23 protein-coding genes and 2 pseudogenes are annotated in these 18,616 nt (G+C 58.0%); 7 read left to right on the top strand and 18 right to left on the bottom strand.

The annotated features are described in order from the left end of the window. The 8 genes from ACP7AL_RS23840 to ACP7AL_RS23805 form a co-directional block, all read right to left on the bottom strand. Complete coding sequence (locus ACP7AL_RS23840; protein ID WP_425994862.1) at window positions 1-504, bottom strand: FixH family protein; 504 nt, start codon at window positions 502-504, stop codon at window positions 1-3. 19 nt (window positions 505-523) lie between these two features. After that, on the bottom strand, window positions 524-1,981 hold the full coding sequence (gene ccoG / locus ACP7AL_RS23835) for a cytochrome c oxidase accessory protein CcoG (RefSeq protein WP_425994860.1): 1,458 nt from the start codon (window positions 1,979-1,981) through the stop codon (window positions 524-526). Window positions 1,982-2,084: 103 nt separating this feature from the next. After that, window positions 2,085-2,960, bottom strand: coding sequence for a cytochrome-c oxidase, cbb3-type subunit III (gene ccoP / locus ACP7AL_RS23830; RefSeq protein WP_425994858.1), 876 nt, complete (start codon window positions 2,958-2,960; stop codon window positions 2,085-2,087). Window positions 2,961-2,966: 6 nt separating this feature from the next. Beyond that, window positions 2,967-3,131: a cbb3-type cytochrome c oxidase subunit 3 gene (locus ACP7AL_RS23825; protein WP_024576623.1), complete on the bottom strand. Its 165-nt coding sequence runs from the start codon at window positions 3,129-3,131 to the stop codon at window positions 2,967-2,969. 11 nt (window positions 3,132-3,142) lie between these two features. After that, window positions 3,143-3,877, bottom strand: coding sequence for a cytochrome-c oxidase, cbb3-type subunit II (gene ccoO, locus ACP7AL_RS23820; protein ID WP_425994856.1), 735 nt, complete (start codon window positions 3,875-3,877; stop codon window positions 3,143-3,145). A gap of 11 nt (window positions 3,878-3,888) precedes the next feature. Continuing rightward, a complete protein-coding gene (gene ccoN / locus ACP7AL_RS23815) occupies window positions 3,889-5,514 on the bottom strand; it encodes a cytochrome-c oxidase, cbb3-type subunit I (protein ID WP_425995197.1) in 1,626 nt (541 codons plus the stop codon). Between the two features lie 122 nt (window positions 5,515-5,636). Next, the gene (locus ACP7AL_RS23810) at window positions 5,637-6,086 is read right to left on the bottom strand and encodes a DUF6455 family protein (RefSeq protein ID WP_425994854.1); all 450 of its coding nucleotides are present in this window, start codon (window positions 6,084-6,086) and stop codon (window positions 5,637-5,639) included. An 80-nt stretch (window positions 6,087-6,166) separates the two neighbouring features. Then, a complete protein-coding gene (locus tag ACP7AL_RS23805) occupies window positions 6,167-6,310 on the bottom strand; it encodes a hypothetical protein (RefSeq protein WP_425994852.1) in 144 nt (47 codons plus the stop codon). A 220-nt stretch (window positions 6,311-6,530) separates the two neighbouring features. On the opposite strand from ACP7AL_RS23805, the gene ACP7AL_RS23800 reads away from it, so the two are divergent. Then, window positions 6,531-6,713, top strand: a complete 183-nt coding sequence (locus tag ACP7AL_RS23800) for a hypothetical protein (protein WP_425994850.1) — start codon at window positions 6,531-6,533, stop codon at window positions 6,711-6,713. A gap of 4 nt (window positions 6,714-6,717) precedes the next feature. Here ACP7AL_RS23800 and ACP7AL_RS23795 read toward each other — a convergent pair whose 3' ends face one another. Next, window positions 6,718-7,146, bottom strand: a complete 429-nt coding sequence (locus ACP7AL_RS23795) for an HPP family protein (protein ID WP_425995195.1) — start codon at window positions 7,144-7,146, stop codon at window positions 6,718-6,720. A gap of 244 nt (window positions 7,147-7,390) precedes the next feature. Between ACP7AL_RS23795 and ACP7AL_RS23790 the strand changes: the two genes are divergently transcribed. The 5 genes from ACP7AL_RS23790 (at window position 7,391) to ACP7AL_RS23770 (ending at window position 11,353) form a co-directional block, all read left to right on the top strand. Then, a complete protein-coding gene (locus ACP7AL_RS23790; protein WP_425994848.1) occupies window positions 7,391-7,615 on the top strand; it encodes a hypothetical protein in 225 nt (74 codons plus the stop codon). A 332-nt stretch (window positions 7,616-7,947) separates the two neighbouring features. Further along, window positions 7,948-9,477, top strand: a complete 1,530-nt coding sequence (gene fixL / locus ACP7AL_RS23785; RefSeq protein ID WP_425995193.1) for a sensor protein FixL — start codon at window positions 7,948-7,950, stop codon at window positions 9,475-9,477. Then, entirely contained in the window at window positions 9,477-10,094 is a 618-nt protein-coding gene (gene fixJ / locus ACP7AL_RS23780) for a response regulator FixJ (RefSeq protein WP_425994846.1), read from the top strand. The genes fixL and fixJ overlap by 1 nt, the downstream gene beginning before the upstream one ends. A 75-nt stretch (window positions 10,095-10,169) precedes the next feature. Beyond that, window positions 10,170-10,568 (top strand): response regulator, encoded by a 399-nt coding sequence (locus tag ACP7AL_RS23775; protein WP_425994844.1) that lies wholly within the window; start codon window positions 10,170-10,172, stop codon window positions 10,566-10,568. A gap of 95 nt (window positions 10,569-10,663) precedes the next feature. Then, the gene (locus ACP7AL_RS23770) at window positions 10,664-11,353 is read left to right on the top strand and encodes a helix-turn-helix domain-containing protein (protein WP_425994842.1); all 690 of its coding nucleotides are present in this window, start codon (window positions 10,664-10,666) and stop codon (window positions 11,351-11,353) included. A gap of 58 nt (window positions 11,354-11,411) precedes the next feature. On the opposite strand, the gene ACP7AL_RS23765 is transcribed toward ACP7AL_RS23770, so the two are convergent. From ACP7AL_RS23765 to ACP7AL_RS23750, 4 genes and pseudogenes are all read right to left on the bottom strand, one after another. Further along, entirely contained in the window at window positions 11,412-11,915 is a 504-nt protein-coding gene (locus tag ACP7AL_RS23765; RefSeq protein WP_425994840.1) for an amino acid permease, read from the bottom strand. A gap of 287 nt (window positions 11,916-12,202) precedes the next feature. After that, window positions 12,203-12,346 carry a hypothetical protein gene (locus ACP7AL_RS23760; protein ID WP_425994838.1) on the bottom strand — a complete coding sequence of 48 codons (144 nt, stop codon included), beginning with the start codon at window positions 12,344-12,346 and terminating at the stop codon, window positions 12,203-12,205. 63 nt (window positions 12,347-12,409) lie between these two features. Further along, window positions 12,410-12,949: pseudogene (locus ACP7AL_RS23755) on the bottom strand (SDR family NAD(P)-dependent oxidoreductase); the annotation flags it as partial. Then, window positions 12,933-13,697 (bottom strand): carboxymuconolactone decarboxylase family protein, encoded by a 765-nt coding sequence (locus ACP7AL_RS23750; protein WP_425995191.1) that lies wholly within the window; start codon window positions 13,695-13,697, stop codon window positions 12,933-12,935. The gene ACP7AL_RS23750 and the pseudogene ACP7AL_RS23755, both read right to left, overlap by 17 nt. Window positions 13,698-14,011: 314 nt before the next feature. On the opposite strand from ACP7AL_RS23750, the pseudogene ACP7AL_RS23745 reads away from it, so the two are divergent. After that, window positions 14,012-14,332, top strand: a pseudogene (locus ACP7AL_RS23745) (LysR substrate-binding domain-containing protein); the annotation flags it as partial. A 92-nt stretch (window positions 14,333-14,424) separates the two neighbouring features. Here ACP7AL_RS23745 and ACP7AL_RS23740 read toward each other — a convergent pair. The 5 genes from ACP7AL_RS23740 to ACP7AL_RS23720 are packed head-to-tail and all read right to left on the bottom strand — an operon-like array spanning window position 14,425 to window position 18,592. Next, on the bottom strand, window positions 14,425-15,075 hold the full coding sequence (locus ACP7AL_RS23740) for a 3-hydroxyacyl-CoA dehydrogenase family protein (RefSeq protein ID WP_425994836.1): 651 nt from the start codon (window positions 15,073-15,075) through the stop codon (window positions 14,425-14,427). A gap of 5 nt (window positions 15,076-15,080) precedes the next feature. After that, window positions 15,081-16,073 carry a 3-hydroxyacyl-CoA dehydrogenase family protein gene (locus ACP7AL_RS23735; RefSeq protein WP_425994834.1) on the bottom strand — a complete coding sequence of 331 codons (993 nt, stop codon included), beginning with the start codon at window positions 16,071-16,073 and terminating at the stop codon, window positions 15,081-15,083. Next, window positions 15,959-17,125: an acyl-CoA dehydrogenase family protein gene (locus tag ACP7AL_RS23730; RefSeq protein ID WP_425994832.1), complete on the bottom strand. Its 1,167-nt coding sequence runs from the start codon at window positions 17,123-17,125 to the stop codon at window positions 15,959-15,961. The genes ACP7AL_RS23735 and ACP7AL_RS23730 overlap by 115 nt, the downstream gene beginning before the upstream one ends. Then, window positions 17,125-17,832 (bottom strand): SDR family NAD(P)-dependent oxidoreductase, encoded by a 708-nt coding sequence (locus ACP7AL_RS23725; protein WP_425994830.1) that lies wholly within the window; start codon window positions 17,830-17,832, stop codon window positions 17,125-17,127. Before ACP7AL_RS23725 ends, ACP7AL_RS23730 begins: the two co-directional genes overlap by 1 nt. Next, a complete protein-coding gene (locus ACP7AL_RS23720) occupies window positions 17,825-18,592 on the bottom strand; it encodes an enoyl-CoA hydratase/isomerase family protein (protein ID WP_425994828.1) in 768 nt (255 codons plus the stop codon). The genes ACP7AL_RS23725 and ACP7AL_RS23720 overlap by 8 nt, the downstream gene beginning before the upstream one ends. Between the last annotated feature and the right edge of the window lie 24 nt (window positions 18,593-18,616).

The raw sequence follows: 18,616 nt of genomic DNA, 5'->3' as shown, positions 1-18,616 counted from the left end.
TCAATCGCTCAGCATGACGTGATTTCGCGACCTGAATACGCGCTTGCCGCCCGCGTCGCCCTCAAGCACGAGATTCCACTGACCGGCGAGAACTTCTTCGGCGCTTCCTTTGTAAATCCCGGTTTCAACTTCCGTCAGGGCAATGGTCCGGTCTGCCCGCTTGTCGGCGGGGCGCTCCAGACGAGCAGAAAAATCCAGCCCGGTCAGCGGCGCGCCCTTGCTGTCGCGCGCCACGATCCGAACGCTGGCGCTATTGGCGGGTCCGCGCGCGACATGCGCCTCGACTCGCCAACGGCGCGTATCCTGCTCGTGCGCGGTCTGAATTTCGCGTTCATAGGCCAGGCTTGCACGATACGCACTGTCCACATCGGTTCCGGACATTGTGTCGATCGCGAACCGCATCATCAGCAAGTTGACCCCGATCACCACCCCGAAGAAAGCGACGAACATGACGAGCACGGCGCGTCCGGTGAGAGGCTTTCCTGCTGTGGTCGAGCTGTTCATAAGACCATCCATTCGCGATTCATGGCGTAACAAAATTGTCCGTCGCGGACGCCGCCTCACCGAGGCCGATATCAGTGACGCGAAATGTCAGCGGCGTTGATTTTGGAAGCTCGCCGGCCGGTTTGGCTGTGACGAGAACACGCAGCTCAGTCGTCTGATCGCGCCCCAGCACGATCGCCGGCCTGTCCGGTGTGATCGAATCCACCCCGACCACATGAGCCACCGCGCCGCTCACGCCCTCGACATCGATCGCGATGGTCCGATCGAAGCCACGCTTGTTCAGCAAGCGCACCGTGTACGCATTGCGGATCGAACCATCGCTCAGCTTGACGGCGATAGGATTGCGATCGTGCAGCACGTTGATGTCGAGCAGCGAGCGCGTCAGAAGCGCGTACAGCATGACACTTCCGACACCGGCGATCAGAGCGGCATAGACAATGGTCCGCGGCCGAATGAGCTTGAATATCTCGGACCTACCCGCGAGTCGACGCTGGATGTTGATATCGTTGTCATAGCCGATCAGGCGGGTCGGCCTGCCGATTTTCGTCATCACGGTATCGCATGCGTCGATGCAAAGACCGCACTGGATGCAACTCAGTTGCGCGCCGTCCCGGATGTCGATTCCGGTCGGGCAAACCGCGACGCACTGCCGGCAATCGATGCAGTCGCCGACCGTCTCGCCATGAGACTGCCGTTCCAGCGCTTTCTTCAGCGAGATCCGCTCCTCGCCCCGGTCGTATTTGTAGGTGACGTTGAGCGCCCATTCGTCGGTCAGGGCCGCCTGAATTCGCGGCCACGGGCACATGTAGACGCAGACCTGCTCGCGCATGAAACCGGCCAGCACATAGGTCGTGAATGTCAGGATGACGATCCAGATATAGGCCAGCGTAGGCGCCTGAAAGGTCACGAGTTCCTTCACAAGCGTGGGAGCATCGTTGAAGTACAGTACCCAGGCGCCGCCGGTCCACCACGCGATCATGATCCAGATCGAATGCTTCAGCACGATTTCGGAACAACCCTGGAGCGTATAGCCCTCGGCGTCCTTTTTCATGCGTTCGCGCCTATCTCCCTCGATGAGGCGCTCGACCGCGTAAAACAGATCGGTCCAGACCGTTTGCGGGCACAGATAGCCGCACCAGATGCGGCCGCCCACCGCGTTCATCAGAAACAGCGTCAGGGCGGCAAGGATCAGAAGACCCGTGAAGTAGTAGACCTCCTGCGGCCACAGCTCGATGAAAAAGAAATAGAAGCGGCTGTTCGGCAAATCCACCAGCACCGCCTGGCTCGGTGCGCCCACGCCACGATTCCAGCGGATGAACGGCAGAAAGTAATAGATGCCGAGGCAAACAGCCATCAGCTTCCATTTGATGCTGCGGAACGTTCCGGCGACGCTTTGCGGATAGACCTTCTTATGAGCCGCATATAGCGGCCCATAGTCATCGACTTCCAGATCGTCAGGTGTTGTGATCTTGTTCATGAACGATTGATCTCGCGCTATCTCTTAAGATAGCCGCGACCGCTCCAACGCTATTGATCCAACTCAAGCCGGAGCCGGATAGTCGCGATGCGGCCGGAGCGCATTATTTTCCGCCGCCAAGCGAATGGACATAGACCGCCAGGGCCTTGATTGTTGCCGGATCGAGGCGGCCAGTCCACGCCGGCATGACGCCAGCCCGGCCGTTGGTGATGGTCTCGATAATGGTCTGCTCGTCCGATCCATAAAGCCAGATCTTGTCGGTGAGATCAGGCGCGCCCTGCTCGATGTTACCCTTGGCATTATCGCCATGACAGGCTGCGCAATTTTCCGCGAAGATTTTTCGTCCCACGCCGCTGTCAAAACCTTTTGACGTGGACAGGCCCGACAGAGACCTCACATAATTTGCAACCGTGACAATCTGATCCTGCTTCAGGATGCCATCCTTGCCAAAGGCAAGCATCGCTCCCTCGTGGGACTTGGCATGGCCGGACCGCACGCCGAACTCGATGGTTTTGCCGATCTGGTCGAGCGATCCGCCCCATAGCCATTCGTCGTCGTTCAGATTCGGGTAGCCTTTTGCCCCCGCCCCACCGCTGCCATGACAAGGCGCACAATTGTCCCCGAACACCGCCTTGCCCCGCGCTCGCGCCAACGCAAGCAGCGCCGAGTCCTTCTCGATGTCCGCCAAAGGCGTGGCGTTGAGAGCGACCATCTTGCCGCCGCGAAGCTTCTCGAGGTTCGCAAGCTCGACGGCGACGTCCGCGCGCGACGAATACCGGATGACACCCGTGGTGTAACTCTGAACCAGCGGCCATGCCGGGTAAACGATCCAATAGGCAACGGCCCATACGATGGTCGCGTAAAATGTGATGATCCACCACCGCGGCAGCGGGGTGTTCAACTCCTTGATCCCGTCCCACTGATGGCCGGTTGTTGCGGTGCCGGTTACGGAATCAATCTCGTCCTTGTGGTCGGTCATAAGCCGTCAGTCCTCTCGCAACGGAAGTCTCGACGCCGCATCGAACATCGCCTTGTTGCGAGGCCACAATGCGTAGACGACGATGGCGAAAAAGATGCCGACGAATATGGGCGTCCACCAGGTCACGACGAAACCCGAGACGGCGTTCTGGACGGTAAGGATCGCTTTCATATCCCGGCTTCCTAGCGAAGGTTTGCTTTTTCGTCGTACAGCTTGAAATCCACAAGCGTCCCAAGCATCTGCAAATAGGCCACAAGCGCATCCATCTCTGTTGGATTCCCCGGCTTGCCGTCGAAATTTCTGGCGATTGCCTTGGGATAACGTTTGACCAGTGCGTCGACGTCACCGTTATCCGGATCGGCCTGAGCCTTGAGATCCGCAGCCGCATTGGCGATCTGATCATCCGAATACGGCACGCCCACCGTGCGGTTGGCACGGAGATGACCGGCAATGGTCCCCGCGTCGATCTCGCTCTCCGAAAGAAATGAATAGCCGGGCATCACCGAGTGCGGGACGATGGCGCGCGGATTCACCAGATGCGTGACGTGCCACTCATCGGAGTACTTTGCACCGACGCGCGCGAGATCCGGACCAGTCCGCTTGGAGCCCCACTGAAACGGATGATCGTACATGCTCTCGGCCGCGAGCGAATAATGCCCGTAGCGTTCGACTTCATCGCGCAGCGGCCGGATCATCTGCGAGTGGCAGAGATAACAACCTTCGCGGACATAGATATTGCGCCCGGTCAGCTCGAGAGGGGTGTATGGCCGCATGCCTTCGACCTTCTCGATCGTGCTTTTCAGGTAGAACAACGGCGTTATCTCAACAAGACCGCCGATCGCGATGACCGCCAGAATGCCGACGATGAGGACGATAGAATTCTTCTCGAAGATTTGGTGACGTTTCCAAAGTGACATGCGCTCGCTCCTCACTCAGCAGGCTGAAGAGCCGGCGTCGGTGCGGTTTCCGAAGCCTCGCCAACACGCACCGTCATCCAGAGATTGTAGGCCATGATCAGCGAACCGATCAGGAACAAGGCGCCGCCCGCAGCCCGGATGATGTAGAACGGGTGCATCGCCTCGACGGTTTCGATGAAAGAATATTCAAGGAAGCCGAGCGACGTATAGGCGCGCCACATCAAACCCTGAAGGATGCCCGACACCCACATCGCAGAGATGTACAAGACGATGCCGATCGTCGCGATCCAGAAGTGCCAGTTGACGAGTTTGAGGCTGTAGAGTCCCTTGCGGTTCCACAGCCAGGGCACGAGGCAGTAAAGCGCGCCGAACGAAACGAACCCGACCCAGCCGAGCGCGCCCGAATGCACGTGGCCGATGGTCCAGTCGGTGTAGTGGCTGAGCGAATTCACGACCTTGATCGACATCAGCGGCCCCTCAAACGTGGCCATGCCGTAGAAGGCAACGGAAACCACGAGCATTCGCAGAACGGGATCCGTTCGCAGCTTGTCCCAGGCGCCGGACAGGGTCATCAGTCCGTTGATCATGCCGCCCCATGACGGCATCCACAGCATGATGGAGAACGTCATGCCGAGTGTCTGCGCCCAATCCGGCAACGCCGTGTAATGCAGGTGATGCGGGCCAGCCCAGATGTAGAGGAAAATGATCGCCCAGAAGTGAATGATCGAAAGGCGGTAGGAATAGACCGGCCGCTCCGCTCGTTTCGGAATGAAATAGTACATGATGGCGAGGAAGCCGGCCGTCAGGAAAAACCCGACCGCGTTGTGGCCATACCACCATTGGAACATCGCATCCTGCACGCCGCCCCAGGCGATGTACGATTTCGAACCGAACCATGAGACCGGCACACCGGGATTGTTGCCGAGATGAAGCACGGCGATCGTGACGATGAAGGCGAGATAGAACCAGTTCGCAACGAAGATGTGCGGCTCCTTGCGCTTGACCAGCGTCGCGACAAAAACCAGCAAGTAGGTGACCCACACGACCGTTAGCAGAAAGTCGGCATACCACTCGGGCTCGGCATACTCCTTTGACTGGGTCACGCCGAGCAGATAGCCGGTCCCGGCGATCAGAATGAAGAAGTTGTATCCGAGCACGACGCACCAGGGAGCCAGATCTCCCGCAAGACGCACGCGGCACGTCTTCTGGACCACGTAGAAAGACGTCGCGATCAGAATATTGCCGCCAAAGGCAAAGATAACCGCCGACGTGTGCAGCGGCCGCAACCTTCCGAAGGTTGTCCATGGCAAATCAAGGTTCAACGCCGGCCAGGCGAGCTGCGAGGCGATGAGCAGCCCGACGGCGAATCCGGCAATGCCCCAGAACACCGCCATGACCGACGCGAACTTGATCGGTCCAAGATTGTAATTCGGCCGGCCGCCGATCTCCTGCGGAGGCAGAGACGCCGGCCTGTCGAAGTAACGATTGATAATCGCGAATGTGGCGATCAGACTCGCCGCGATACTCAGGGTGGCATGAAATGCAAATGCCGCATCTTCGGCTTTCGCCGCTGCAAGCAGGCAGACGAACGCGGACACCGCAAAAAAGGCAGCGAGGCTGCCTTCTCCAAGGGTCATCCACTTGATCTCTTTTGTCCGGTTCATGATCGAATTTCTCGGTGCTTTGTCCGCATCATCAATCATGATTTTGCGGCGAGTGATTTGATCGAGATCAACCCACGCATTCTTGTTTGACCGGGCTAGTTCTTGCCGCCGGCCACGCGCGGCGCGGCGTTGGCGTCGCCTATTGCCCGAAGAGCTTCCAAAGTCTCGGTATTAGGGCAGTACTCTGAGTGGCCGGACTTGTGCTGCAAGAAATCGTTCGTGCATTGCTTCGTCGAGGCGCAACTGGCGCAAACACGATAGAGATCGCCGACCTCCCTGGGATGCTTGTCTTGCAGGAGCTTTTCGGACAGCCCCATTTCTGCGAGCCGCTGCGTCAGCAGCTCTTGAACGTGAACATCGCTCTTCGCCAGCGTTAAAAGATCGGAAACGGATACACCGAAGTCTCTGGCAATCCTTCTGATCTCATCGGGCTCGAGCTCCTGCAATTCGTTGGACCGGCCGAATTGCCACGAGAATTTCTTCGCCCATGAGACGATATGACCAATCATGGGGACAGTTTCGAGACGTCCGGGTCGCCGTTCCATCGAGACCTCCTGCTCTGAATGAAATTCTTCCGCAGGCCGCGGCATCGCAGACCCGCTGCAAATTTTCATATTCGACCGGTTCAGAAAGCCCTTCGCCGAGGCCTCGCGACATCGTTCTTCAGACGCTGAGGCCTGGTCTGAAAGTCCGCCCACATCAGGACGGCGCCGAACGCCACGAACATCACCAGGATGATCGCCGACAGAATTATTGCATTGCTCGGCATAACCGCCCTCCCATTTGGCTGGGCGCAGCGTGCAGCATCGGAGCGAGGGGGTCTTTGATGCGGATCAAATCCGTTCGGTAGTCAGCGCAATTGGTAACGGGGGATAGCATGTGTCTTCATTGGACCCGTGGACTCCCAAGGCTAGCTGGAGCCAGGATTATGGAGAGAACATCGCGAGGCATGCCGGGTTGTTCGATTTCGACCCGGCAAGCCCGATGATTTGGGTCATCTCGTTCATCGCGCCGGTGACAACTGGGCATTCCACTACGACATTTCCGGCGACCACGACGATGAGGTGGGATACCATTTCGCGGAGGAAAAATTCGTACCCGGCGAATACGTCTCCATTGCGGACGAAGGGCACACTCACACTTATCGTTTCGTATCGGTTACTCAACTCTAATGGATTAGTCGTCCGCGCCTGTACACCGCTTTAACGATCTCATGACGTCCTCGCGCGAAACGATGCCGACGAGCCTCTCGGCGTCGATCACGGGAGTGCTTCTGACTCGATGCTCGACCATGAGCTGCAAAACACGCGTCAGCTTTGTTTCCGAGCTGACATAGATGAACGCCGGTTGCATGACATCGGCAACGACTTTGCTCATAAGATCGTCGTAACGCGGCACCATCTGTGCGGGCGTGAAAGCGAAGCATTTCAGAAAATCCAGCTTGGTCACCACCCCAACAGCATGGGCGCCTTCGACAACTGGATAGGCATTGAAATCGTCGCGCTCGAACAGCAGCAGTAATGCTCGCATAGTCAGGTCACGCGTCACCGTCTTCACGGAGCGTGTCATGCAATCGGCAGCCGTTTCCTCAAGAAATTTGTACAAAGAAGCATTCCGGAATTTTGCAACAAGAATGAACAATTAAGGCAGCTTGCGCCACCATCAGACCTTTTGACCGTAAATCCGGAAGACGTGATTTGATCAGGATCAATGGCAAGCGATCCGATGGCTCTCTACAAGATGGACGAGGCCGGGCAGGCAGCCGGGTCCCACCTCTGCCGTTCGGTTGATCGAAATCAACACGGACCACCATGACGTGAGTTAGCGTTTCTCCATTGGGAGAAACCGCATGCATATTTCAGACATTGCCCTCGAGTGTTCACGACGTTGCGCGCAACTTGCCTCGAAATGCACCAACGAGGAGGTCGCTGTTGAACTCAATGTTCTGGCCGTCCGGCTCATGGTCGCGGCCGTCAGAGACGCCGAATTGCTTGTCGACCAAACACAGGCCGGGGACGGACAGCCACCCTTTCCGGCGACGGCCCTTGTCAGCAGTGAACTCAGCGTGGCCTGATCACTCTCTGACATCGGGGCGTCCGGATACGAACATGCTAACGCGGGAGCTATGAACATCTCTTTGTGCACGGTCACGAAGTTTTTAAAGCTTCGACCGGTCTCGTTCTGGCCGCGCTTCGCGGCGAAGCCCCGACCAAGTCAATCGCCTAGACACAGCTCTCGCGGGCCATAAAAAACGCCCTGCGAGCTATTTTTCGGCCCTTCCGTCCGCAGAACCTGGGTTCGGACTTGAGCAATGTCTCCATCTGGGCCAATACTCGGTCAATGGGTTCTTGCCGCGATTTCCTTTCTTGAGGCATGAGACCCGGCCCCGGGATCTAGAGGCGACGGATCTTGACCAGAACCGATGAGGCACCGTCCGAGGGGCCGTTTCGTGATGAACATTTGTGGCTGGGTATCGACGGGTCCGGTATCGGCACTTGGGATCTCGATCTTTCAACCCACAAATTGATCTGGTCCGCTGCGGCACGAAGCCTGCTTGGCGTTTCAGACCACCCTGTGAGCTACGAGTTTTTTCTCTCGCTGCTTGAACCTCAGGATCGCGAGCGCGCCGAACTCGCCGTGAAGCAATCTGTCGAAACCGGATGCAACCTGGATATTCAGTATCGGGTGCGCGGAACGCACGACCGTAGTCACTGGGTTCGCACCCGCGGCAGCGTTGTCAGGGGCCATGACGGCACACCTCGTCATCTGAGCGGAATCATTCTCGATATCGACGATCAAAAGCAGGTCGAAGAGGCATTGAGGACGCGAGAAGGTCATCTTCGGTCCATCCTCGAGACGATTCCCGATGCCATGATCGTCATTGACGGCCGCGGCATCATGCAGTTCTTCAGCAGCGCCGCCGAAAGGCAGTTTGGCTACACCGAACAGGAGGCGATCGGCCAGAACGTCAGTGTGCTGATGCCCAATCCTGACAGACGGCGTCACGACGGATACCTTGCCCGCTACCAGTCAACGGGCGAGCGGCATATCATCGGGATCGGCCGAATCGTAACCGGCCAGCGCAAGGACGGAACAACGTTTCCGATGCATCTCTCCATCGGCGAAATGGAATCCGGCGGACAACCTTACTTCACTGGTTTCGTCCGCGATCTGACCGAGTATCAGCAAACCCAGGCCCGGCTTCAGGAGCTTCAATCCGAGGTCGCCCACGTGTCGCGCCTGAGCGCGATGGGAGAGATGGCATCCGCGCTCGCACACGAACTGAATCAGCCACTGGCAGCCATCAGCAACTACATGAAGGGCTCACGCCGCCTGCTGGCCTCGAGTGACGACCCGAACGCCGCGAAAATCGCCAGCGCCATGGATCGCGCGGCTGAACAAGCTCTTCGTGCAGGGCAGATCATCCGGCGGCTTCGTGATTTCGTGGCGCGCGGCGAATCCGAAAAGCGCGTCGAAAGTCTCTCGAAGCTGATTGAAGAAGCCGGCGCTCTTGGCCTGACGGGCGCGAGGGAACAAGGTATCCTGCTGCGCTTCAATCTGGACCCCGACTGCGATCTGGTGCTCGTCGATCGAGTCCAGATTCAGCAGGTTCTGGTCAATCTGTTTCGGAACGCGCTTGAAGCCATGGCCAACACCAACCGGCGAGAACTTGTGGTGGCAAATGCCAGGGCCGCGGAAGACATGATCGAAGTCGAGGTCTCCGACACGGGACACGGATTCAGTGACGACGTGCGGACAAAGCTGTTTCAAACGTTCTTTACGACCAAGGAAACGGGAATGGGCGTGGGACTTTCGATCAGCCGGACAATCGTAGAGGCACATGGCGGACGCATGTCCGTTGAAAGCAACCCATCAGGCGGCGCGACATTCCGCTTCACGCTGCCGGCCGCCGCATCGAGCGAGAGTCTGGAATAATGCCGCATAAGGGAAATGTGTATGTCATCGACGATGATCCTGCGATGCGGGATTCTCTCGATTTTCTGCTTGGCTCGGCTGGCTTCAGTGTGACGCTTTTCGATAGCGCGCTAAAATTTCTTGAAACCATGCCCAGCCTAGCGTTTGGCTGCGTGGTCTCCGACGTGCGGATGCCCGGCATGGACGGGATCGACCTGCTGCGGCAGCTCAAGAAGGAGCCGAAGACGCTGCCCATCGTCATCATGACGGGACACGGAGATATTCCCCTCGCCGTGGAAGCAATAAAACTCGGTGCGATTGATTTTCTTGAAAAGCCGTTCGAGGACGAGCGGCTTGTCATTATGATCAGCACAGCCCTGAGCCAGGCGGCCGATCAATCGAAAAACGAATCGATTAGCGCGGACATCGCATCGCGAATTGCCTCGCTCAGCCCGCGGGAGAGACAGGTGATGGATGGACTTGTCGCGGGGCTCTCCAACAAGCTGATTGCCCGCGATTACAACATCAGTCCCCGGACCATCGAGGTTTATCGGGCAAACGTCATGACGAAGATGCAGGCCAGCAGCATCTCCGAACTGGTCCGGCTAGCGATGCGTGGCGGGATTCTGAAGGATTGAGGCAGGTCAAGACGGTCTTGCCGCGTATTGCTATGTTGGAGCATGCGCCACTCGCACTTGTCAGGCCCCCTCACGATGGCCTCATCTCTTACAAAATCCAGGATTTGCGTGGTCGATGACGACCTCGACGTCCTCAGCTCGCTCCGATTTCTTCTTGAAACGGAAGGTTTCGATGTCCGGACCTTCAGAAGCGGCGCGGCGATGCTGGACGCCGCGGCCATCGAAGAGTTCGACTGCTTTGTTATCGATTTCAAGATGCCCAACATGACCGGAATCACCATCGCCAACCACCTGCGGGACCGCAAGGTGCCTGCTCCGATTATTCTGATCACAGGGTATCCGGACCAGAATATCTGGGCGAAAGCCACAGTCGCCGGAATTGATGTGGTTCTTCTCAAGCCGGATGCAGAGGAAAATCTGGCCTCCCAGATTCGTGCTGCGGTCCAGCGAAACGGCCGTACCGGCCTCCGGTAAGCTACTTAGGGTACAGCCCTTAAGATATCGAGCGAAATATCCTGCGGTGCATTGTTCCCTGTAGAAACAGCCATCTGCCGCCGAAGGAGATGGTCATGCTCACCCAGTCCAGCGCCAATGCAATCGTCAACAGCCAAGCCGTCATCGGCGTGGGACCGGCCACCGATCAGTTCGGCCTTATCACCGGTCACGCCAACCTCGTTGCTACTGAATTCTTCTACGGGCGTGACGAGGAAATCTACGGAGAAGACGAGCCGGCCGACTACGTTTATCAGGTCGTCCGCGGAGCTGTTCGCAGCTACAAACTGCTTTCCGACGGCCGGCGGCAAATTGGGGCCTTTCATCTTCCGGGCGACGTCTTCGGGCTGGTGTCCGGCAGCGTCCATCGCCTGACCGCAGAGGCCATCGTCGATACGACGGTGCGCCTCGTCAAACGCCGCGGCCTGGAACAGGCGGCAGCTACCGACGTTCACGTCGCCCGCAATCTCTGGACCATGACGGCAAGCGACCTGCGCCACGCCGAAGATCATATGCTTCTGCTCGGCAGAAAGACGGCCCTCGAGCGGGTTGCGACTTTTCTTCTCGAAATGGACCATCGCCTGGCGGTCACCGGCACGATGGCCCTCCCGATGTCCCGGAGGGATATCGCCGACTATCTGGGCTTGACCCTGGAGACGGTGTCTCGCGCACTGTCACAGCTTCATAGCGAGGGCGTGCTCGATTTTTCCGGCGCGCGCCAGATTATCCTGCGCAATCGCCGGAAGCTGAACAACATCGACATGTAGGTACTTCCAAGTGCACTCGAGACGCATCAACCTTGCATTATTGACTTGCCTCCCTTCGTTAGAGAAGGGAGCTTAATATCATCGCAATGCACGCGACTAAGCCCAGCGCGGGAACCCATATCGGCACGCTCACATGAGGATGTGGCGACACGGCGCGCCGATACCGGAGTTTGAGCAGAGCGGTATTGACCAGGGCAAATACCACAAGTGTCGCGAGCGATGTTCCTTCAGCCAGCCATGCGAACGGGACTAATAGCGCAAGCGGAAGCACAGAGGCCACAATCACTGCAGTCGCCGCGACAGGCGTTCCGGTAGCGGGATGAATCCCGGCAAGTATCCGCGGCAACTCCGCATCACGCGCCAATCCATAGATCACACGCGATGCCATGGTCATCTGGGCCAGAATGGTATTCAGTGTCGCAATAATAGCGATGAGACTGATTGTCCGTGGGCTGATCTCTGCTACCGCTCGAAATAGCGCAGCAGTCTCTGCGAAATTGAAAAAGCCCGCGTAAAGCAGGCCTTTCTCACGCAAAAAAAGGATATTCTCCGAAATCCGCATTGGATGGCTGGCGACGCAGTGGAATTCGAACCATTCTCCCGCCGAATTCCCTGCTAACAGGGAATTTTACAGGGAAATAGAGGAATTTTGGAACCCTCATTAGTCAGAAAGTCGAGAAATGCCTGTGCCACAACGATCTTCGTGTGATTCTTCATTGAGCTTAACAGGGAAAGAATTTCGAATATCAGGGAAATTATTCCGCAAAACAAGGAGCACATTCCTTACAAGGCGCGATAACCAGCATCCTGCACTGACCTGACGGATATTTTGGACCAGCGGGATAGAGACTACTGCATTGCTGCGCTCCGATCCAGATGTGTTGCCGGGATTGATGTCTGCGGTGCCGGTGGCGACTTACCCTGGGACAGCAACACTTCGATCTGACGGAGCACCACCACAATCTGCTCCGCGCTGAACCTCTTCTTCGGCATTCCAAAGCTCCTTTCCAAGACATTCTCTCACAATGCTTGGTCTAAAAAAGCCCGGTCAGGTCAGATGCCGCGCGCGCCATATTCGAGTGCGGCGCTCTTGGTGAATCCAAGCACGCCGTGCTTGGCCGCGTGATAGATGCCGCGTTCCGCGCCGCCAACCAGTCCCCCGAGCGACGAGCAGTTGACGATCGCACCGCTATCCTGCTTGCGCATCTGCTGCAACTCGAACTTCATGCAGCTCCATTCGCCGCGCAGGTTGACGCCGATGACGCGATCGTAATCCTCGCGGGTGGTGTCGGCTGTTTCCGCAAGCACGTTCTGGACACCGGCATTGTTGTAGGCGGCATCAAGCCGGCCGAAGGTTTCGACCGACTTTGCCACCATGGCTTCGACCTGTGCATCGTCGGTGACGTCGCAACGAATGGCGATGGCCTTATGGCCCTGGGCGGTCAGTTCGTCAGCCGCGGCACGCGCCGCATCCCCGTTCCAGTCCGCGAGCGCGACGGACTCCCCCGATTCCGCGAAAGCCTTCGCTGTGGCAAGGCCGAGACCGGACGCGGCCCCGGTCACAAGCGCCACCTTGTTCTCAAACGAAATATTCAATGCGTTTCTCCGATGATGATGGGTTGTGTTCCGTCGCCTGCGCGATAACTTCTCCGGCCTCGTCCTTCGTCAGGCCATTGTCCATCGCCTTGTTGAGATGAGGCGTGAGCTGTGCCATCTGGCCATTGGCGATGAGCGAACTGATCGTCACGAGACTGCGATCACGTGGCTTGAGGTCAGGTCGCAACCACAGGTCCTTGAACAGGGGATCGGTGGTGTACTGCACCAGCCCCGGAGAGACGGGGCCGACGGTTTTATCCACGCTCGCCGCGCGATTGGCCTCGGATGCTGCATCGAGCGGAAGAAGTTTCGACGAAGCTTCCGGCAACTGATCGGTGCCGATCTTGCGTTGCGCGAAAATACCCTTAGCCACCACGACCGCGGACATCGCGTTCGACCATCCGGAATAGAACGCCAGATGCGTGATGATTTCCGAGACCTCGCGAGGCGTGACGCCGCTGTCCATGGCGACGTTCATATAATGCGCCATGTCGATCGACTGGTTGCGGGCGATGAGAATGGAGAGCGCGACGATGCTGCGGTCGCGCGCGGACAGTTGCGGACGTTTCCACAGACCATCCACGATGTCCTCCCGCGCATAGCGTCCAAGCGCGGGCGATATCGATTGAATGTCGCTCACGGTCAGGGAGGAAGCTGTTTTCAAAGGATCGGACATGGTTATACCTCCTTGGGCAAAGATCGGCGTAGCCAGTGCAAGTGAAAGAACCGCGGCGACAAATTGTTTCATGGTTGTATCTCCACGGTGTCGGGTGACCCGGGCGACGCACAAGGCGCGGCCGTCACCACAGTTCGCGGTGCAAACCGTCAGATGTTTTTCGTGGAGATGATATAAGCGCGCGCGGGTGTGAGACTATGCCATACAATTCGCATGAGCTTAGAAACAACGCTCATAAATGTAGCCAGCGCGTCGTCTTGTGTCGCGCGGGATTTTCGGTTCCCGCTGTCCTGGCTGCCGCTTATCGCGCTGGCCGGCATTCGAATTCTGAGCGATTCGAATCCTGAGCGACGGGTAGGGCGATTGCTCCCGGATGCGCATCCGTCTGCATCGCGCTGCGTTTTCCGACCTATGGTGGACTCTACGCATGGGAGCTTGAGAAGGATGGACGGGAGGTTCGCGTGCGCACGGAGGGGCAACTTATCTTCAACAGCATCTTTCAGGTGCTCAACGCGGCCGTGGACGGACACGGCGTCGCTCACGTTCCCGAAGACATCGCAGCGCCGTATCTTTCAAGCGGCAAGCTCGTCCGTGTTCTGGACGACTGGTGTCCGCCCTGGGACGGGTGTCATCTCTATTATCCGAGCCGCCGGCAGTCGTCCCCGGCTTTCATTCTCCTCGTGGACGCTTTACGACATCATGAATGATGATCACTCCTAACGAGACGGCCTCCTCATAATGCCTCTCCCTTTGAGAAGACCGCAGGTATCGCCACGAACAACCAAGGCGCTCAGCATCTTCACCTGCGCTGGTCGTTATTCGCCTGCGCGCGATTGGAAGCTACGATCGCGCGACGCGGCGGCGCATAGGAAGGCGTGCCGTAAGTATCAAAGAGCGCTTTGGTCGCCCTATGGTGATGCTCCAAACCGCCCCTGAGCACGCGTTCAATCGGGCCATCCGGATAACCAAGACCGAGCTTGCACGTCAGATCCATGTCAGCCTGGCTTGCGAGCCCCTCATCCAGAAACCGAAGAGCCGCATTGTACTTCGGCAAGACCAGGCGGTTAATAATGCGACCGATCTGATCCGCCGAGATGGCAACCTGAAGTCCGGCACTCTCAAACAGCTTGGTCGCCGCTGCGATCGCCGCCTCGCTGGTGTTGGGTTGTCGCACCACTTCAACCAGGCCAGACGGCAAATCCTGTCCATTCCGGTATCTGGCGAATCCGAGAATGTTCGCCTGGTCGCTATCGTCGATGTTGCTAAGGTGCTCGGCCAGGCATTCGTCGCCGAGCTCGACCAGAATGGCTGCCTTCGTCCGGTCTGGTTTCAAGGCAACACCGCTGTAGATCACGATATCCGCCCCCTGAATGCTCGATGCGCTCGCATGGAAAGCATCGGCATCCGGAAATGACACGCTTTGTCCGTTTTTGATGATCGCATATGACATTGGCTTCAAGCTCCAAACATCGCGTTGCCTTCATAAGTGAAGAAGCCTCGGCCGGATTTCCGCCCTAACAAGCCGGCCGCGACCATTCTCCTGAGCAACGGCGGCGTCGCCGCACGGGGGTCTAGGGTGATGGGATAAAAAGCTTCGCAAAGCCGAATTTGGGTATCGAGTCCGACGAGGTCGATCAGTTCAAGCGGCCCCATCTTGTAGCCGAGTGCGCTCTTGATTGCCCGATCGACATTCTCCGCGTCCGCAACACCAGCTTCGACAGCGCGGATTGCATCATTGTTGAAAGGAACAAGCAACGCGTTGAGAATGAATCCGGGCTTATCCTGGGTTTTTACAGGGATTTGCTTGCAGGCTTCGGTCCATTGCCACGCTGTCTGAAATGTCTCGTCCGAGGTCAGAATGCCCGGAGACATTTCAATCAATTTCATCAACTGAGCCGGCAGGCAAAAATGCATTCCGACAACACGCTCGGGATGGCTCGATCCCGAAGCAATCTCGGTGATCGACAGGGTCGATGTGTTCGACGCGAAGATCGCGTCCTCGGCGCAGACTGCATCCAGTCGCTTCAACAGGTCGCGCTTGGTCGCAAGATCCTCGAACACCGCTTCGATCACAAGATCACACACTGAAAGATCTTCGATCTTCGTGGTGTGGATCATGTCTGAGAGGATTGTGTCGCGCTCCTCCGCCTTCAACTTGCCCCGATCGACCGATTTTCCAAGAAAAGCAGCTGACTGCTTTGCGGCCCGTTCGAGGGTGTCGCTTTTCATATCGTAGGAAATGGTGCGGAAACCGGCACGCGCGGCGACAAGAGCGATACCTGCCCCCATGGTGCCACCTGCGCCGCAGACGCCGACAGTCTTGATCTGCTTTTTCATTTTGTCGCAAAACTCCGTCCGATGAGCTGGCGATGCACTTGATTGGTGCCTTCCCAGATCTGGGTTATTTTTGCATCTCGCATCAGACGTTCGACGCGATAGTCGCGGCAATAGCCGTAACCGCCGTGCATCTGAACAGCTTCGGTGGCCGCACGCATCGCAAGGTCCGACGCCCGCATTTTGGCCATGGATGCTTCGAGACCGAAATCATCCGCGCCCGCCTCGATCAGGTCCGAAAGATAGTCGAGCCAGCAATCGGCCATGGCGAGGTCGGTGGCCAGATCGGCAATCATGAACTGATTGGCCTGGAAATCGACGATCCTGCGGCCGGACTGGCGCCGCTCATTCATGTAGGTCGTCATGTCCTTAAATGCGGCGGTCGCGATCCCCAGAGCATGCGCGGCCACGCTCGGGCGCGACCGGTTCAGCGAGCCCAGCAAAATCCCGAGACCGTCGCCGGGATTCCCGATCAGGTTTGCGCGCGAAACGCGACAACCATTGAATCTCAGCGACGCCGTTGACGATCCACGGTGACCCATCTTGTCCTCGAGCCGCACGACCTCGAAGCCGGGCGTCCCTTTTTCGAGCACCAGAACCGAGATGGATTTCTTTGCTTCCTCGATTCCGGCGTACTTTCCGAATAGCAGAATCCGGTCGGCGACATCGCCGCTGGTGATGAACAATTTCGATCCATCGACAACGATGTCGTTTCCGTCCGGACGGAAATTGGTTTTCATCCCGGTGGCATCGGAGCCCGCCGCTTCTTCCGTAATCGCCAGCGAGGCGAGACCACCCTCTGCGATGCAGGGCAGCAGGCGGGCTTTCTGCTCCTCCGAACCAAACTCGATCAGAGGCTTCATGGCGTGGAAGTTCGTGGCGTAGATAATTCCGGTCGACGCACAAGCTTCCGATATCCGCCTGACCACGGCGAGATAAAGCCGGAACGACATCGGCGCTCCGCCATAAGGCTCCGGAATAAAAATCGTGTTCAGGCCAATCCTGTTGATGGCCTCGACATTCGCCCAGGGAAATTCCCCGGTCTCGTCGATCCGCGCGGCATTCGGCGCGATGACATCCGCGACAAGCCGATCGACCTGATCGAGCAGAAGGCGCTCGTCGGGCTCCCACTTCCTGCGGCGTTCGAGTTGTTCCAAGACCTTCATCAGAGATTGGCTCCCTGTCCGCCGTCGATGTAGATCGTCTCGCCTGTCAGGAACCCGATCCTTTCGGAATACAACGCGCCAACAAGTCGCGCGACCTCATCCGCCGTGCCCGGCCGCCCCATTGGGACCCGCCGCTTCAACCAGCTCCGCACCTTTTCGTTGGCAAGAAAATCCCGATTCAATTCGGTTTCGATATAGCCCGGCGCGATATCGAGCACCCTGATGCCGTCTTTTGCCCATTCGGAGGCAAGACAACGCGTGATCGCGCCGACGGCTGCTTTCGAGGCGCAATAAGACAGGTTCTCGGCGACCGCGAGCTTGTCGAAGAACGATCCGATGTTGACGACCAGACTGTCACCGGCTGTCTTGAGGTGCGGATACGCCTCGCGACACGCGACCAGAACCGACGAGGCATTCAGCCTCATGGCGGCTTCAAACTCGACCAGCGACAATTCCGCGCTTGGCTTTGCTTCATGCGCGCCTGCATTGTTGACCAGCCCGACGATCGGACCGTTTGCAGCGATCTTCGCGATAGCCTGCGCGATCGACCCCTCGTCGGTCATGTCGCAAACAATACCGATCCCCACCGAACACGATCCGCTCCTCGACAAACCGGCGACCTGATAACCACGGCGATTCAGTTCAATGGCTATCGCCTCGCCGATACCCCGACTCGCTCCGGTGATGATGATCTGTCCATTACTCATCTTTGAACATCGCCTTCCGCTTTTCCGAAAACGCGGCCATGCCCTCTTCCGCGTCCGTCGTGCCGAACGCGAGCGTCGACAGGTCGGCTTCGATTTTCAGTCCCTCATGAATGGGAACATCGAGCGCTCGCATGACGGCCTCGCGAGCCAACCCCAGAGCCAGCAAACTGTAGGATGAAAACTCTTTCACGAAACTGACCGCCGCATCGACCGCGCTGCCGTCGACGAGGCGATGAACCAGCCCGATACGCTCGGCTTCCTCGGCTGCCACCGTGCGACCCAGCATGATCATTTCGAGAGCCCGTGCTTCGCCGATAATCCGCGGCAGACGCTGAGTCCCGCCGTAACCGGGGATAAGGCCCAGCTTGATTTCCGGAAGTCCCAGCTTCGCGTTGCGCGTCGCCAGCCGGAATGTGCACGCGAGCGCGAATTCCAGCCCGCCCCCGAATGCAAAACCGTTGATGGCCGCAACGGAAGGAAAAGGAAGCCGCTCAAGTTTCGCGAACGTCGCCTGCCCGAGTTCCGCGCCGCGCTTCTGCGCGATCATCGACCTGCCTCGCAACTCCTTGATATCCGCGCCCGCGCAGAAGGCTTTTTCCCCCGCGCCGGTCACGATAAGAGCGCGGACCGGCCAGTTGGCGACATCATCCAGCGCGTCCGCGATCTCCTTGAGAATCGAGAACGACAGCGCGTTCAACGCCTCCGGCCGATTGAGCCGAAGCAACGCGCAATCATCCAGTTTGGTCAGTTCGACAGACATGAGCTTGCTTTCCTGAAGCCTGAG

The sequence above is a fragment of the Afipia sp. DC4300-2b1 genome, assembly GCF_049895725.1.
In the GTDB taxonomy this organism is placed as follows: domain Bacteria; phylum Pseudomonadota; class Alphaproteobacteria; order Rhizobiales; family Xanthobacteraceae; genus Afipia; species Afipia broomeae.
Note: the sequence above shows the minus strand (reverse complement) of the source record. Positions and strands in the feature narration are given on the sequence as shown.

Bases quoted from the DNA above. Each gene is read 5' to 3' on its own strand.
- ACP7AL_RS23765 (WP_425994840.1), bottom strand. From the start codon at position 11,915: ATGCGGATTTCGGAGAATATCCTTTTTTTGCGTGAGAAAGGCCTGCTT.
- ACP7AL_RS23760 (WP_425994838.1), bottom strand. From the start codon at position 12,346: ATGCCGAAGAAGAGGTTCAGCGCGGAGCAGATTGTGGTGGTGCTCCGT.
- ccoG (WP_425994860.1), bottom strand. From the start codon at position 1,981: ATGAACAAGATCACAACACCTGACGATCTGGAAGTCGATGACTATGGG.
- ccoN (WP_425995197.1), bottom strand. From the start codon at position 5,514: ATGACCCTTGGAGAAGGCAGCCTCGCTGCCTTTTTTGCGGTGTCCGCG.
- ACP7AL_RS23770 (WP_425994842.1), top strand. From the start codon at position 10,664: ATGCTCACCCAGTCCAGCGCCAATGCAATCGTCAACAGCCAAGCCGTC.
- ACP7AL_RS23840 (WP_425994862.1), bottom strand. From the start codon at position 504: ATGAACAGCTCGACCACAGCAGGAAAGCCTCTCACCGGACGCGCCGTG.
- ACP7AL_RS23730 (WP_425994832.1), bottom strand. From the start codon at position 17,125: ATGAAGGTCTTGGAACAACTCGAACGCCGCAGGAAGTGGGAGCCCGAC.
- ACP7AL_RS23720 (WP_425994828.1), bottom strand. From the start codon at position 18,592: ATGTCTGTCGAACTGACCAAACTGGATGATTGCGCGTTGCTTCGGCTC.
- ACP7AL_RS23810 (WP_425994854.1), bottom strand. From the start codon at position 6,086: ATGGAACGGCGACCCGGACGTCTCGAAACTGTCCCCATGATTGGTCAT.
- ccoP (WP_425994858.1), bottom strand. From the start codon at position 2,960: ATGACCGACCACAAGGACGAGATTGATTCCGTAACCGGCACCGCAACA.
- fixJ (WP_425994846.1), top strand. From the start codon at position 9,477: ATGCCGCATAAGGGAAATGTGTATGTCATCGACGATGATCCTGCGATG.
- ACP7AL_RS23825 (WP_024576623.1), bottom strand. From the start codon at position 3,131: ATGAAAGCGATCCTTACCGTCCAGAACGCCGTCTCGGGTTTCGTCGTG.
- ACP7AL_RS23805 (WP_425994852.1), bottom strand. From the start codon at position 6,310: ATGCCGAGCAATGCAATAATTCTGTCGGCGATCATCCTGGTGATGTTC.
- ACP7AL_RS23775 (WP_425994844.1), top strand. From the start codon at position 10,170: ATGGCCTCATCTCTTACAAAATCCAGGATTTGCGTGGTCGATGACGAC.
- ACP7AL_RS23790 (WP_425994848.1), top strand. From the start codon at position 7,391: ATGCATATTTCAGACATTGCCCTCGAGTGTTCACGACGTTGCGCGCAA.
- ACP7AL_RS23750 (WP_425995191.1), bottom strand. From the start codon at position 13,697: ATGAAACAATTTGTCGCCGCGGTTCTTTCACTTGCACTGGCTACGCCG.
- ccoO (WP_425994856.1), bottom strand. From the start codon at position 3,877: ATGTCACTTTGGAAACGTCACCAAATCTTCGAGAAGAATTCTATCGTC.
- ACP7AL_RS23740 (WP_425994836.1), bottom strand. From the start codon at position 15,075: ATGTCATATGCGATCATCAAAAACGGACAAAGCGTGTCATTTCCGGAT.
- ACP7AL_RS23725 (WP_425994830.1), bottom strand. From the start codon at position 17,832: ATGAGTAATGGACAGATCATCATCACCGGAGCGAGTCGGGGTATCGGC.